The organism is Gibbsiella dentisursi, assembly GCF_039539505.1.
In the GTDB taxonomy this organism is placed as follows: domain Bacteria; phylum Pseudomonadota; class Gammaproteobacteria; order Enterobacterales; family Enterobacteriaceae; genus Gibbsiella; species Gibbsiella quercinecans.
This window is the reverse complement of the sequence record NZ_BAABDG010000002.1, coordinates 1,218,919-1,232,667: the sequence shown is the minus strand read 5'-3', so window position 1 is coordinate 1,232,667 and position 13,749 is coordinate 1,218,919. Positions and strand designations below refer to the sequence as shown.

Here is a 13,749-nt window from a genome sequence, read left to right as displayed (position 1 = left end):
ATGGGCGACGACTCAGTAGCCGCGTGCTGGAAATACCTGATTCAGCACCGGCTCACCGCGTGCGATGCGCAGAATATTGTCCGCAACCTGCCGCGCAGCGCTGGCAGGGATCGCCACGGATGCCAGATGCGGCGTAATCAGCACATTCTCCATCGCCCATAGCGGATCATCAGAGGGCAACGGTTCGCGATCAAACACGTCCAGCGTCGCCCCGGCAATCTGTCCATTGCACAACGCCTGCGTCAGCGCCGCCTGATCGACGATGGCACCGCGCGACACATTGATAAACGAAGAACCGATGGGCAAACGTGCCAGCCGTTCTGCGTTCAGCAACCCTTGCGTTTCTGGCGTCAGTGGCAGCATCACCACCAATATGTCAGTGGTGGTGAGAAAATCATCCAGCGACGCGATGCCGCTGCTGCAGACGATGCCCTCAAGCGCTTTCTGCGAGCGCGACCAGCCACGCACGTCGAATCCTTGTCTCATCAGTTCCAGGGCCGCATAAGATCCTAATTCCCCCAATCCCAGCACGCCCACGCGTATACTGGCCGGCAAGCGAGGATGCAGATAATGCCAACGATGCTCACGCTGTGCGCGCTCAAACGCCGGAATATCACGTGCGTAACGCAGCACAGCAAACAGCACATACCCCGCCATCATCCGTGCCATATCCGGATCTGACAAGCGGATGATCGGGATATCCGGCAGATCGTCACGCCCTACCAGAGAATCGACACCGGCCCCCAGGTTCACCAGTAACTTAAGGTTGCGATATGGCGTGAAAAAGCCGTGCGGCGGTTTCCACGCCAGCGCGTAATGAACGGAATCAGCATCCTGCACCTCATCGGCGCGGCAAAGGGTTATCCCCGGCAGATGCGGCGCAAGCAGCGCTGACCACCCTTCAAAGCTGTCGAATTCGCTGTAAAACACCAGGATACTCATGCAGCGCCCGCCTTAATCAAATTGACCGCTGCATCAATGGCTAACTCGTAACCCAACACGCCGAGGCCGGCAATCACGCCGGTTGCCGCTTTAGATACCATTGAATGATGACGGAACGGCTCTCGCTGCCAGATATTGCTCATATGCGCTTCGATAATTGGGCCATCAAACATCAGGAGCGCGTCGAGAATGGGCACGGAGCTATAGCTCAAACCCGCAGCATTGATAATTAATCCAGCCGCGTGCTGACGCGCTTCCTGGACCCAGTCGACCAATACGCCTTCGTGATTGCTCTGGCGAAACTGCAGCGTGATACCGTGCGCCGCGGCACGGCGCTGACAGCGTTCACTAATACTGGCAAAACTCTCGCTGCCGTAGGCGCCGTTTTTATCCATGCCATACAGATTGGCGTTCGGCCCATTAAGAAAAAAAATCTGCGGCGACATTCAAACTCCTGATTAAACGTGCGGGCGCGTGGCAGCCATTGCCGGATGCGCGTCAAAAGTGGCGAACCAGGCGGCGCTCAGCGGATGTGTCGCGCGCCAGTTAAGATCGGCAAAGCGGAAATCGAGATAACCCAGGGCACAGCCGATGGCGATCAGCCCAACGTCATCAGGTAACGGGCTAAAACCGCTCGCCTGACGTTCGATTTCCGCCAGCGCGGCGGTAACCTTCTTCAACTGTGCATCGCGCCAGCCTTTCCACTGTTTATCTGCCGGGCGTACACTGAATTCGTAGCGTGCCAACAACGCCGCATCCAGCAGGCCGTCACCCAGCGCCAGGCGCGTGAGCGTGACCCAACGCGCGTCGCCGTGCTGCGGCAGCAAAGAACCCTGCGCCCGCGCATTCAGGTATTCACAAATCACCCGGCTGTCATACAGGCAAAGCCCCTCTTCGGTACGCAGCGCGGGGACTTTGGCTAATGGATTAAACGTGGCGATACGCTCGTCGCGTTCAATGGGATGCGCCGCCGACGCCAACAGTTCGATGCTGTCGGCCAGGCCCAAACAATGTGCCGTCACCATCACTTTGCGTACATAAGCCGATGTGGACGCGTAATAGAGTTGCATCATGCTGGCTCTCCAGAGAGATCAACCCGCAGTAACACCTTGCCAATATTGGCATTGGCTTCAAGGATGCGGTGGGCTTGTGCAGCGTGCGCTAATGGCAACGTCTGATGGATGGCCGGGATGATTTTTCCTTCGGCCAATAACGGCAGCAGATGAGCGCGAACGCACTGCGCCAGGCGCGCTTTTTCCGCCGCACTTTTCGGGCGTAACGTGGAAGACGTGAGGCTAAGCCCTTTGCGCATGACCTGTTGCAGATCGAGCTCGATCTTTGCACCTTGCATAAACGCCAGGCTGACATGACGGCCGCCCGGTGCAAGTACGCTGAGGTTACGCGCGACATACTCACCGCCGACGTTATCCAGCACCACATCAACGCCGCGGCCCTGTGTTTCATCCAGGATCACGGCAACGAAATCGTGGCTATGGCGATCAATCGCCTGCCACACGCCTAGCCGCCGCAGCGCCGCGATTTTATCCGCACCGCCGGCCGTGGCGATCACGCGGGCGCCACAGGCCTTCGCACACTGTATGGCAAAAGTGCCCACGCCACTGGCTGCGCCGTGAATCAGCACGGTTTCACCCGGCCTCAATCGCCCCAACTCGAACAGGGTATGCCAGACGGTGAAAGCCGCTTCCGGTATACCCGCAGCGTGATCCAACGGCAGGTTTGCGGGTACCGGCAGGCACAAATCGGCATGCGCTACCGCAAACTGGGCATAGCCGCCGCCGTTCAGCAGCGCCATCACGTGCGTGCCGACCACCAGGTTATCAACCCCCTCGCCCAGCGCCAGCACCGTACCGGAAACTTCAAGCCCTAAGATATCCGTAATACCCGGCGGTAACGGCATTCCGTTACGCTGCATAATGTCAGGCCGATTAACACCGGCGCTCGCCACGCGGATCAATACTTCACCGGCGGCCGGCCGCGGCACCGGCCGTTGCAATTGCTGTAAGACGTCTGCGCCGCCAGGTTCACGTGCAATCACCGCATTCATCATTTCAGGCATCATTGGCGCTTATCCCTGTTTCTCGGCGCTAAAGGCGCACACGCCTTCATCAGCAAAGGTCACACCGACTACGCTGCCCACCGGCCAGCGTGTAAGTGAGTCCAGCCCGGATTGACGTGCAAATAGCGTGGTGTTGCCGAGTGCCGGTACATCCAGATGCACATCAACATGGTCGCCCTGAAACACATGGGTAATCACCGTGGCGCTGAGGAATGAATGCGCGCCAAGTGAGCCAAGTTGAATATTTTCCGGGCGCACATAGATATCAAGTCGATCGCCGACGGCGGCCTGTACACGCTCAGCAGGTATACGCAGCGCGTTGCCGCCCGACTCCACCACCGCAGCGTGATCCCGCCCGGCATAGCGGCCGGGTAAAATGTTGACGTCACCGACAAAGCTCGCAACGAACGGATCCTGTGGACGACGGTAGATCTCATCCGGCGTACCGATTTGACGCACATGGCCCGCCGACATCACCACCACACGATCGCTCATGCTCAAGGCTTCACCCTGATCGTGGGTAACAAACACCGTGGTCACGCCGAGTTTGCGCTGGATGGCTTTCAGCTCAACCTGCATCGATAAGCGCAGGTTTTTATCCAACGCGGAAAACGGCTCATCCAATAGCAGCACTTTCGGACGAATCACTAGCGCACGCGCGAGCGCAACACGCTGCTGCTGCCCGCCGGACAACTCGCGTGGCTTACGGTGGCCATAACCGGCCAACTTCACCAGTGCCAACGCTTGTTCAACGCGCCCGGCAATTTCCGCCTTCGAGACACCGCGCATTCGCAGCCCATAACCCACGTTCTTTTCCACCGTCATGTGCGGAAACAACGCATAGTTCTGAAACACAATGCCAATCTCACGTTGATACGGCGGGATTTCGGTAACCAGATCGCCATCAATAAAGATTTCGCCGCCGTCGGTTTCGGTGAAACCGGCCATCAGGTTCAGCAGTGTGGTTTTGCCACAGCCAGAGGGGCCCAGCAGGGTAATAAATTCCCCTTCGTTAATGATCAAGGAAATCTTATGCAGTGCGATGGCATCGCCAAAGCGTTTCAACACGCCATCGAGTCGTACGGCGACAGGGGTCTTGTGGGAGGCGAGATGAGGCCGAGTGGACTGTGGGAATGTGGTGACGTCTGCACTTACCATGGGATCTCCAGAAAACAGGCTATCAATGCTTGCTATCCAGCATAAGGCTTATGTGTGCGTCATGCGGTTAGTGCTTCCTGAAGCTAGCGTTTTGAAAACATAAAGCAGACGCGTGGCGTAACTTCATCACGCCAAATTAACCGTTACTGACACATCAATAACAGCCAGACGGCGCAGCATGGCGCCAGGTATCCGAATACCCGATGCTGATGAGCTTGTAGGGTCAGAGCCAAAATCGGCCAGGCTAACGCACTGTGCCTAAACGTATTTTCCCCCTGTGGTTGCGCTTCATGATATGGTGTCGCCTTTCCTGATTTGTTCGCTGGTTGATAATAAAAATGGAAATAACGTTAATGAGGCATGGGCAGCCAGCGATTACGGTATTACGAAGCGCTGGATGGGTAAAAGCATATGAAATGCACGCATGGATAGCGGGCTACGATGCATCTGAAGTCACAGGGCAACCTGATAAAAGGGCAAAGGAGGCCTGTGACGATAGTCATTTTATTGTAAGTAGCCCGCTTCAGCGTGCATGCTCATCTCTGAGCGCGCTGGGGGCTAATCCTGACGTAATACTTAATGATTTAAGTGAGGCACCGTTACCGATTATCAATATACCGTGGGTAAGGCTGCCGCCGTCAATATGGCTACTCTTGTTTCGTTTATTTTGGTTTTTGGGGCTGGCCTCGGGGGCGGAGTCAAAGGCCAAAGCGCAAAAAAGGGCAAAACACATCGCACAAGTGCTGATCTTCATGTCTGCCAGACATGGCCATATTTGCAGCATGGGGCATGGCTTCATGAATAAACTTATTTCGTTGGAACTGGAACGGCTTGGCTGGAAACAGACAGATTGCACAGGGGCGGGTTATTGGGGATGGATAAAGTATGTTTCCCCCTCGGTTTAATGTCCCAGCGAGGCTTTCATAGCGCAAACCAGCTTTCAAGAATAATGTCCTATTGAGAACGGGCGAAACATCTAATTACGGTGTGCATTGCCTGTACTATTGCAAATATTGGCAAGATCCAACAACCGGTTACATTCACCCGCGCCGAAAAATCCGCACGCACAACGCATCAGCCCTGCCACTCAGCGATAATCCTATCCGTCGGTTTCACTTGGACGGTATTCCCCGGAATACTCAGCGCCCCCCATACCTCATTATGCTGCCCAATCAGCTGTGGCGCCGTCGCATAAGTTCGGTTTGAGGTTGTATGAGCGTCGGAAGCGACGGTAATGGCATAACCTTGGCTGGCGCCGACTTTTATTGTCGTATCTAAACAATAATCCGTCGCGCAGCCGCAAATCACGAAGTTATTGGTGCCCAATTGGCTAAGTACATCTGCCAGTTTCGTGTTCCAGAAGGCATCACACGCGGTTTTGTTAACATAAATCGCCCCATCCGGCTGTTCAAGCTCCGGCAAAATTTGCCATAACTCGTTGCCTTCGGCCATTTCGCCTTCAATATGTTGAATAAATATCGTCCGATCCGCCGCTGCTATCAGCTGATTGATCAGAGTAGCTTTACCTTCCCGGTCATGGCGCGGCGTGGCGAATACGCCGTTTTGCATATCAACAACGATCAATAGCTTCATTTTATGCTCTTTCCCATCGGTTACCCCCAAACAGAGAATCTATTTTATCCCCTTCCTACTTCAAGTTGCAGGTGTGTTCCACGTATGGCATTTGTTTGCCGGACTACTGCCTGAAGCAGCGGCTATTTTTTGCGGTGCTGATAGCGTCTCTCTGTGTATTGAACCACAAGTTGGTAGACAAAATGTCGACCAGCTAAAGTTTTAGCGACCCAGCACTGGCAACATGCAAGATTCATAGATAAAACACCCCATCGCAAGCCCACGCATAGCCATATTTTCCGTGGCTATACCGTCGATGAGCTGAAACAGTTGGAGTTAATACCCTATGCGTAAACGCATTTTTGTCCTGGCTATCATAGTGCTAGCCATGCCGGTTCTGGCGGCAGCATCGCCAGAGCTTGCCGTCGGCTTTTCACCCAGCGCACGGCATGACGCTTTAAATATTGTCTTAAGTATCATTAACGGCGCCCAGCACAACCTTGATGTGGCGGCCTATCAGTTCACCAGCAAGCCCATCGCGACAGCGCTGGTGAACGCGCAAAAACGCGGGGTATCGGTACGGGTGGTCGCAGACCAGGCAGCCAATAGCGATCGGTACACTGCCATCACCTTCCTGGTTAACCACCGGGTGCCTGTACGCCTTAACGGGCAGTACGCCATCATGCACAACAAATTTATTGTGGCAGACGGCCATGCGGTCGAAACTGGCTCGTTCAACTACACATCCAGCGCCGACAAGCGCAACGCAGAAAATGCCCTGCTGATCCGCAACGTGCCCGCCCTGGCGGCAAAATATCAGCAGGAATTTAACCGGTTATGGCGTGAAGCCAGCCCCAGTAAGCCCCCCCGGTTTTAATCCGTCAGCCACTGGCGGCTCGTTCGCAGGGATGATGCCTTCACCATCCCTTTCATGACCTTTGTAACGCTCGCCACACCCGTTCCGGCGTGGCGGGAAGATCAAGCAGGCAATGCACGATACCATCGTCCCGGCGTGCGATCGCATCCTGCAGGGCACACCAGACGACCATACCCAGCATAAAAGGCGGCTCACCAACGGCTTTAGAACGGAAAACGGTTTCAGCCGCATTGTGCGTATGCGGCAATAGCTGCACGCGAAAATCATGCGGGATATCCGCTACCGTCGGTATCTTGTAGGTGGCGCCGGTATCCGTTAACAAACACCCCTGCCCGTTCCACATCAGCTCTTCGGTGGTAACCCAGCCCATGCCCTGTACAAACCCACCTTCGACCTGCCCGATATCCAGCGCAGGGTTCAGGGAAGCACCTACATCGTGCAGAATATCTACCCGCTTCACCCGATACTCTCCGGTCAGCGTATCCACGATCACTTCCGCGCATGCCGCGCCGTACACAAAGTAGTAAAAAGGCTGTCCGCGCCCTGCCTCACGATCGTAATGGATGCCCGGAACCCGGTAGTAACCCGAAGCCGAAAGCGGTACCTGATTAACCCATGCCAAGTGCGCTACCTGCGCGAAGGTCAAATGATGCTTGCCCGCCCGCACTACACCATTGTGGAATACAACCTCTGCGGGGGAACACGCATAAAGGCGACACAGTAATTCCTCTAGCCGCTGTCTGATGGTTTCGGCTGCTTGCTGCGCCGCTTTACCGTTCAAATCAGCACCGCTGGAGGCTGCTGTCGGCGAAGTATTGGGCACCTTGCCGGTATGAGTGGCCGTGACCTGGATTGACTCGATGTCAATTTGTAGCACCTGCGCCACAATCTGCGCCACTTTGGTATTCAACCCTTGCCCCATCTCAGTTCCGCCATGATTTAGCTGTACACTGCCATCGGTATATACCAACAACAGCGCTCCGGCCTGGTTGAGAAAGGTGGAGGTGAAGGAAATGCCGAATTTGACCGGCATTAGCGCTAAGCCACGCCGCAGCAAGGGGTGGCGGGTATTGAAAGTATCGATCTCGGCACGACGTTGGTGATACTCAGCGCTGTGCTCCAGCCGTTCGGTGATATCGTTAAGCATATTCTGCCTGACGGGCTGGTAGTAATGGGTCACATTGCGTTCCGTGATCCCATAATAATTTCGTTTGCGCACCTCGAGCGGATCCAGATGCAAAGTGCGCGCAATGTGCTCAATCACCTGTTCAATGGCCGCTATGCCTTGCGGCCCACCGAAGCCGCGAAACGCGGTATTGGAGACAGTATGGGTGCGGCAACGGTATCCGGTGATGAGCGCATCTCCCAGATAATAGGCGTTGTCCGCATGGAACATGGCGCGATCGACAATCGATCCCGACAAATCCAGCGAATGGCCACAGTTTGCTGCCAGATCGATCTTTACGCCGCTGAAGACGCCACGTTCATCAATACCGACTTCGTAACGCACGAAAAAAGCGTGGCGCTTGCCAGTGATGCGCATATCGTCACGCCGCGACAGACACATTTTTGCCGGGCGCCGCGTCAGGCGCGCAGCAAGCGCGCACAGGCAGGCGACGCCCGCCCCCTGCGATTCCTTGCCGCCGAAAGCGCCCCCCATTCGCCGTGTTTCTACCGTCACTTGGCTTTGGCTAACACCCAAAACCGAAGCCACCAGCTTTTGTACTTCACTGGGGTTTTGGCTGGACGCATAGACCGTTACGGCCTGGTTCTCTGCCGGGCAGACGAGGGCCGCCTGCGTTTCCAGATAAAAATGCTCCTGCCCGCCAATGTGAAACTCGCCCGACAGACGATGGGCTGCTCGTGCCAACGCTGCCTCGACATCGCCGCGTTGATGCACAAAAGGACGCTCCACATAGTGTTGTTTTTCCAACGCGTCTTGCACATCCAATATCGGTGTCAGCACTTCGTAGTCAACCACCGCCGCCTGAGCGCCCAACCTGGCCGCCTCACGAGATTCTGCCGCCACCACCAACACGATCTGCCCTGCATAGTTCACTTCGCCATCGGCCAGCAACATATCGCCCGGCGCCAACGCGCCGATATCCGGGTTGCCCGGTATTTGTTGCCGGGTCAGCACCGTTACCACACCGGGAATGCGATAGCAGGGTGCAACATCCAGTTTGATAATACGGGCATGTGCGTGTTCACTCAGGCGCGGGCAAAGATGCAATAGCCCTTCCGGCTCTGGGCGATCGTCAATGTAGCGCGCTTCACCGCTGACGTGCAGTATCGCGCTCTCATGTGTATGACTGTGCCCTACGCCACAGGGTTGCGTCTGATGGAACCGCTCCTGCAACGCCATTTGCGTTGGGGCGGACACTAACGGATTATGCGACATGGTGTGCGGTCTCCATCTCAAACTCCTCACCTTGTAACCAGTAGTAGTAACGGAGCAACAGATTCCTGGCCACCTGCAGGCGGTATTCTGCGCTGGCGCGTGCGTCGCTCAATGGTGTGAAATCCTGCTCCAGCGCCTGACAAGCGGCTGTCACGGTCGCCCTGTTCCAGGGCTGGTGAAGCAGGGCCTGTTCACAACGCTCAGCCCGCCGGGGAATGGCGTCCATTCCGCCAAAGGCGATGCGAGCGTTCACGACTCGCCCCTGTTGGATTTGTAATGAAAACGCGCCAAACACAATGGAAATATCATCATCCGACCGTTTCGAAACCTTCCATGCCTGAAAATTATCCAGTAACTCCCCGCGAGGGATCAGGATCTCACGAATAAACTCGCTCTCGACTAACGCCGTTTGACGGTAGGCCAGGAAAAAGTCACGCAGTGGCAGCGTGCGCTGGTCCGAACCACGTTGTAGCAGTAGCTCGGCATCCAATGCCAGCAGCATCGGGGGCGTATCGCCTATTGGCGACGCATTGGCGATATTCCCTGCCAAGGTGGCGCGGTTGCGGATTTGACGTGAAGCGAAACGCTGCAACGCACGTGCAAAGGCAGGGATTTGCGCGTGTAGCAGCTTTTCACATTGTGTGATAGTCACCCCGGCGCCAAGATGAATGTAGCTGTCATCCATATGCCAGCGGCGCAGCGTTGCCACCTGCGCCAAAGAGATCAAAGGAGGACGGCCATACCCGGCTTGCGCCATTTCCAGCATCAGATCGGTACCGCCCGCCAACAGGCGAGCCTGAGGATAACGAAGATAATAGGCCGCCAGTTTCTCCAGCGCATCAGGTATAAAATATTGGCGCGCGCCCTCGTTCAATGTCTCCGCCCCCTCCTTCAGCGCCTTCAGTCGCGTGGCGGTTAATATCTCCTCACGGGTATAACTATCCTCTATCGGCTGCTCACACAGGTAGCGTGCAGCGGCCATAATCGGTCGATAGCCGGTACAACGACATAAATTCCCCGCCAGTGCCTGTTCTGTCAGTTGAAGATCCCAGCCCTCACTTTCTTTTTGCAACACAAACAGTGAAATCACTATCCCTGGCGTACAGAAACCACACTGCGAGGCATGCAGATCGACCACCGCCTGCTGCACGGGATGGAGGGCCCCTTCCTGGCGTAAATCTTCCACCGTAATCAGTTGCTTGCCATGCAACGCGCTCACCGGCATCAGGCAGGCATTAACGGTCTCATAGCACATTCGCCCCTGTTCCTCGCGCCCCAACGCCACGGTGCACGCGCCGCAGTCGCCAGAACCGCAGCCCTCTTTGGTTCCCGTACGGCGCTTATGCTGCCGCAGATACTGCAACACCGTCAGGGTAGGATCGAGATCCCGTTCAACCACCAATGTGTTATGCAGCAAAAATTGGATCATGCGGCAACCTCCTGACAGTCGGCCAGCCAAACAGAACGACCATGATAATCATCCCCATTGGGAACCAGGCTCTGCTGCAGGCTCTCTACTGACGTCGCGATATCAAAACCAGCGCTTCGAATAGGGTAACAGTGGCATACTGTCATGCTGTTTTATCCTATGTGATTAATCGATAGTGATTAGATAAACAGCAATTCTCATACCAAAATAAAAATTATCTTGCCGCAATGTTTATTATCGATAAGCAAACGATTACTTTGGCCAGGAAAGACATGACGCTTTCCTTATTAACTTAAATTAATTTCTGATATTGCACCAAGATACAGCATAAGCGGCACACAATGCCCTCATTAAGTGCATGGTTATGCTATTTCTTTGCGGATGAATTATTAATAAAAAAGGTATCCATAATGGATACCTTTTAAGCAAGATAAATTAGAAATTATATTGAAGGGCGACGCGATTCTGCCAGAAAGCATAATCATAAACAGGAGACGTTTGTACCCCGAGGAAATTAGACAGACTTAACCCTTTCAATACGCCACCAAACTGGTAAATGCCAAAGACGACATATTCAGACTGGTTACGGCTAGGCGCACTTGCTGAACTTTTCAGATCCATAAAAGAATAGTAAGTCCCAATGCTCAATGCAGGCATAATCTGATAAGTGATACGGGTAGAATAGGCATTGCCGGTACCGAGATCTTGAGTACTGGTAAAGTACGGCTGCGCGAAATATTTCCCCGATGAGGTACTGCTGGAATACGGCGTAACCAACACCCCGTTCAGATACGATGTGGGATTGGAGACGATGTGGTTATAATTAATAGACCACTTAACTTGGCTAACGGGCGTCAAAGCCAACTGTATGCCATAAGACGTACTGTCCACCTCACCAAGCAAGCGTTCGCCTTCACCGCTGCCGCGAATGAACTGCATGCCGATATCCGGCTGCCACAGCGCGGTTTTCCACTGACTATGCGCTTCGCTATAAAAAATATTCACGTAGTCATCATAGCTTTCATACCATAATTGACCGCTCAGGCTCATGCTGCCAACCTGCGTTGAACGCCCGGCGCCAACCGCCCAGGCGCCGTTGGTTTTCTCTTTTATAGCGCTATAGGAACTGGTCGCCAGGAATTTATCGCTGCGCCACGGCTTATAGCGATATATCTTGGTCGCATGCAGGAAATCGGTTTTATCCCCCCAGTGCAGATCAACTGCGCGGAATAGGATCGGGGTAATACGCCAGTCATAGTCGCTCATAAAAGGAATATCAATACGCTGATCGCCCGCGGTAAAACGAAAGTTCTGATATTGCCAACGCAGCCAAGCTTCTCCCAGGCCGTTTTGATTAGTCGCCAGTTCCGTAACCCCACGCCCGGTGCCCGGTGAACGCCACTGTTGCTGATAAATACCACCGACACCCGCGCTGAAACCGTAATAAGGTGCTGTTTGAAACAGGATATTGCCGCCGTAGCTGGCGGTATCCTGATTATTATCCCTGACGAAATAGGCATTCTTCGTGGAATAATAAAGCGTACGCAGCGAACCGTGCACTGAACCACAACGTAGCGCATCAAGCGCATTTTCCACCCCATAGGCATTTTGCGTACAGCTTTGCCCCAGATTGCTGCTAACAGGCTTTACCACCGTTGTCGAATCGGCAAAGGCTGATACATGTAATAACATAGCGGCGGCAGCCACACTGCTGGAAAATAGACGAGCCGCGCTAATATCCCTGGGGAATAAAGATACAATGCTATTTTTCACTGTTATATTCCTACAAAAATGAGAGAAAGCCACTTTGCGACGAGGCGTCACCAAGTAGAGCAACTGCGATGAACCTTATTTTTGCAGGCTAATGATTATTATTTAAAAAAACACTATCAATTCGCTGCCCGCACCTTATTTAGGGGCGTTTCTACCAGAAAAACCTTTTATGCCGGTTGAAATTCATTTCATTACGCCAAATTATCCATCCGTTGCCATAATTTCTCCGCCTCCTGACGGGCATGAAAATAAATTTCCTCCACGTCGAACGGGAAGTTGCGCTCCTCATACATCAAGTTACCCGCCACCATGACGCTATGGACACTGGCGGAGCTAAGCGCAAACGCCAGATGCCCGGCCAGGTTCTCTGCACGCAACGGTGTGGGCGAATGATAATCGCAAATGGTCAAATCAGCCTGATACCCCGCCGCCAGCGAACCAAACTGGGCGTTAAAGTTGCGCTCCAACAGCAGGTTGCCCTTATGCAGGAAACGCAGGAAGCTGTCCGGCCACAGCGCCCCCCCCGCATCACGGTGTTTGAAACAGGCAAACTTTAGCTCTTCAAACATATCTGCGCCGATACCGTCCGTCCCCAATGCCACATGGCGGTATTCAGCCAGTCGCGGGTTGTAGCCCACCTGATTATTCATATTCGATCGCGCGTTATGCACCAGAAACGCGTCAAACGCATTAATCACCGCCACATCCTGAGCCGATAGAAAGAGGCCGTGCGCGATCAGGCTTTTCCCATTGATCAACCCAGCCCGCGCCAACCGCTCCATTGGGTCAATGCCATAATGATGATGACTGTGAGATACGTCATAGCGATCTTCCGCTACGTGAATATGCAGCCCACGCCCCGTGCTCTGTATGGCATCCGCCAGCAGTTCAAGCCCGGCATCGCTCAGGGTAAACGGTGCATGTGCGCCGATATGGGCCTCGACCAAATATGGCGTTTTACCGGATTTTTTATCCAGATCGATACGATGCGCAAAGCGGATGTTCTCTTCCACGCCACGGCGCAGTTCACCCAGGCCGCCATTGCGATCGGTGGTTTCATAGCAGGTCATGCCACGCAGACCTGCGGTAAGAAATCCCCGGCGTAAAATATCCAACGATCCGCTAATCAACGACGGTGAGGCATGGTGATCGATAACCGCCGTGCACCCCTGTTTAATGGCTTCCAGCGAGCAAACCAATCCGCTGTAATACAGCGATTCTTCATCCAGCGCGCGATCCAGTTTCCACCACAGGTTTTTTAGCGTGGAGATAAAATCTGGGCAAGGCTCAATACGCGCCAGAAGCCCGCGTGCCAGCCCGGAGTAAAAATGGTTGTGGGCGCAGACGATACCCGGCATGACCAACCGCCCCTGCATCTCTTTCACCGTTGCTGCCGGATAACGCACCGTCAGATTTTTTTCCACTGCAACAATCGTGGCGCCGTCAATGGCGATATCCACGCCCTCATTCACCAGCGCGGGCACAAACTGTACCGCCGTAGCGTTACGTAAAATCAGCAT

The 13,749-nt window shown here is 54.3% G+C and carries 12 protein-coding genes; 2 read left to right on the top strand and 10 right to left on the bottom strand.

Features of this window, described 5'->3' with window-relative positions:
- Positions 1-12: 12 nt before the first annotated feature.
- Genes ABFX35_RS05980 through ABFX35_RS05960 form a run of 5 tightly spaced genes read right to left on the bottom strand, consistent with a single transcriptional unit; the run spans position 13 to position 4,177 of the window.
- Positions 13-942, bottom strand: coding sequence for a 2-hydroxyacid dehydrogenase (locus tag ABFX35_RS05980; RefSeq protein ID WP_279022503.1), 930 nt, complete (start codon positions 940-942; stop codon positions 13-15).
- Positions 939-1,388, bottom strand: coding sequence for a type II 3-dehydroquinate dehydratase (locus ABFX35_RS05975; protein WP_346079812.1), 450 nt, complete (start codon positions 1,386-1,388; stop codon positions 939-941). Before ABFX35_RS05975 ends, ABFX35_RS05980 begins: the two co-directional genes overlap by 4 nt.
- Before the next feature lie 12 nt (positions 1,389-1,400).
- Entirely contained in the window at positions 1,401-2,015 is a 615-nt protein-coding gene (locus ABFX35_RS05970; RefSeq protein ID WP_346079810.1) for a glutathione S-transferase, read from the bottom strand.
- Positions 2,012-3,022 (bottom strand): NAD(P)H-quinone oxidoreductase, encoded by a 1,011-nt coding sequence (locus ABFX35_RS05965; protein ID WP_346079808.1) that lies wholly within the window; start codon positions 3,020-3,022, stop codon positions 2,012-2,014. The genes ABFX35_RS05970 and ABFX35_RS05965 overlap by 4 nt, the downstream gene beginning before the upstream one ends.
- Before the next feature lie 6 nt (positions 3,023-3,028).
- Complete coding sequence (locus ABFX35_RS05960; protein ID WP_346079806.1) at positions 3,029-4,177, bottom strand: ABC transporter ATP-binding protein; 1,149 nt, start codon at positions 4,175-4,177, stop codon at positions 3,029-3,031.
- A 338-nt stretch (positions 4,178-4,515) separates the two neighbouring features.
- Here ABFX35_RS05960 and ABFX35_RS05955 point away from each other — a divergent pair, with 338 nt between their 5' ends.
- Positions 4,516-5,082, top strand: coding sequence for a histidine phosphatase family protein (locus tag ABFX35_RS05955; protein WP_279022511.1), 567 nt, complete (start codon positions 4,516-4,518; stop codon positions 5,080-5,082).
- 169 nt (positions 5,083-5,251) lie between these two features.
- Here ABFX35_RS05955 and ABFX35_RS05950 read toward each other — a convergent pair whose 3' ends face one another.
- Positions 5,252-5,770 (bottom strand): isochorismatase family protein, encoded by a 519-nt coding sequence (locus ABFX35_RS05950; protein WP_346079804.1) that lies wholly within the window; start codon positions 5,768-5,770, stop codon positions 5,252-5,254.
- A gap of 325 nt (positions 5,771-6,095) precedes the next feature.
- Between ABFX35_RS05950 and ABFX35_RS05945 the strand changes: the two genes are divergently transcribed.
- Positions 6,096-6,626, top strand: a complete 531-nt coding sequence (locus ABFX35_RS05945; RefSeq protein ID WP_346079802.1) for a phospholipase D family nuclease — start codon at positions 6,096-6,098, stop codon at positions 6,624-6,626.
- 52 nt (positions 6,627-6,678) lie between these two features.
- On the opposite strand, the gene xdhB is transcribed toward ABFX35_RS05945, so the two are convergent.
- From xdhB to ssnA, 4 genes are all read right to left on the bottom strand, one after another.
- Entirely contained in the window at positions 6,679-9,027 is a 2,349-nt protein-coding gene (gene xdhB / locus ABFX35_RS05940; RefSeq protein WP_346079801.1) for a xanthine dehydrogenase molybdopterin binding subunit, read from the bottom strand.
- On the bottom strand, positions 9,017-10,456 hold the full coding sequence (gene xdhA, locus ABFX35_RS05935; RefSeq protein WP_346079799.1) for a xanthine dehydrogenase small subunit: 1,440 nt from the start codon (positions 10,454-10,456) through the stop codon (positions 9,017-9,019). The genes xdhB and xdhA overlap by 11 nt, the downstream gene beginning before the upstream one ends.
- A gap of 435 nt (positions 10,457-10,891) precedes the next feature.
- Positions 10,892-12,292, bottom strand: a complete 1,401-nt coding sequence (locus tag ABFX35_RS05930; protein ID WP_346079797.1) for a TonB-dependent receptor — start codon at positions 12,290-12,292, stop codon at positions 10,892-10,894.
- A 128-nt stretch (positions 12,293-12,420) separates the two neighbouring features.
- A complete protein-coding gene (gene ssnA, locus ABFX35_RS05925) occupies positions 12,421-13,749 on the bottom strand; it encodes a putative aminohydrolase SsnA (protein ID WP_346079795.1) in 1,329 nt (442 codons plus the stop codon).

What these genes read in the sequence shown, in the direction of transcription:
- ABFX35_RS05980 (WP_279022503.1), bottom strand. Translation starts at nt 942, where the DNA reads ATGAGTATCCTGGTGTTTTACAGCGAATTCGACAGCTTTGAAGGGTGG.
- ABFX35_RS05975 (WP_346079812.1), bottom strand. Translation starts at nt 1,388, where the DNA reads ATGTCGCCGCAGATTTTTTTTCTTAATGGGCCGAACGCCAATCTGTAT.
- ABFX35_RS05970 (WP_346079810.1), bottom strand. Translation starts at nt 2,015, where the DNA reads ATGATGCAACTCTATTACGCGTCCACATCGGCTTATGTACGCAAAGTG.
- ABFX35_RS05965 (WP_346079808.1), bottom strand. Translation starts at nt 3,022, where the DNA reads ATGATGCCTGAAATGATGAATGCGGTGATTGCACGTGAACCTGGCGGC.
- ABFX35_RS05960 (WP_346079806.1), bottom strand. Translation starts at nt 4,177, where the DNA reads ATGGTAAGTGCAGACGTCACCACATTCCCACAGTCCACTCGGCCTCAT.
- ABFX35_RS05955 (WP_279022511.1), top strand. Translation starts at nt 4,516, where the DNA reads ATGGAAATAACGTTAATGAGGCATGGGCAGCCAGCGATTACGGTATTA.
- ABFX35_RS05950 (WP_346079804.1), bottom strand. Translation starts at nt 5,770, where the DNA reads ATGAAGCTATTGATCGTTGTTGATATGCAAAACGGCGTATTCGCCACG.
- ABFX35_RS05945 (WP_346079802.1), top strand. Translation starts at nt 6,096, where the DNA reads ATGCGTAAACGCATTTTTGTCCTGGCTATCATAGTGCTAGCCATGCCG.
- xdhB (WP_346079801.1), bottom strand. Translation starts at nt 9,027, where the DNA reads ATGTCGCATAATCCGTTAGTGTCCGCCCCAACGCAAATGGCGTTGCAG.
- xdhA (WP_346079799.1), bottom strand. Translation starts at nt 10,456, where the DNA reads ATGATCCAATTTTTGCTGCATAACACATTGGTGGTTGAACGGGATCTC.
- ssnA (WP_346079795.1), bottom strand. Translation starts at nt 13,749, where the DNA reads ATGCTGATTTTACGTAACGCTACGGCGGTACAGTTTGTGCCCGCGCTG.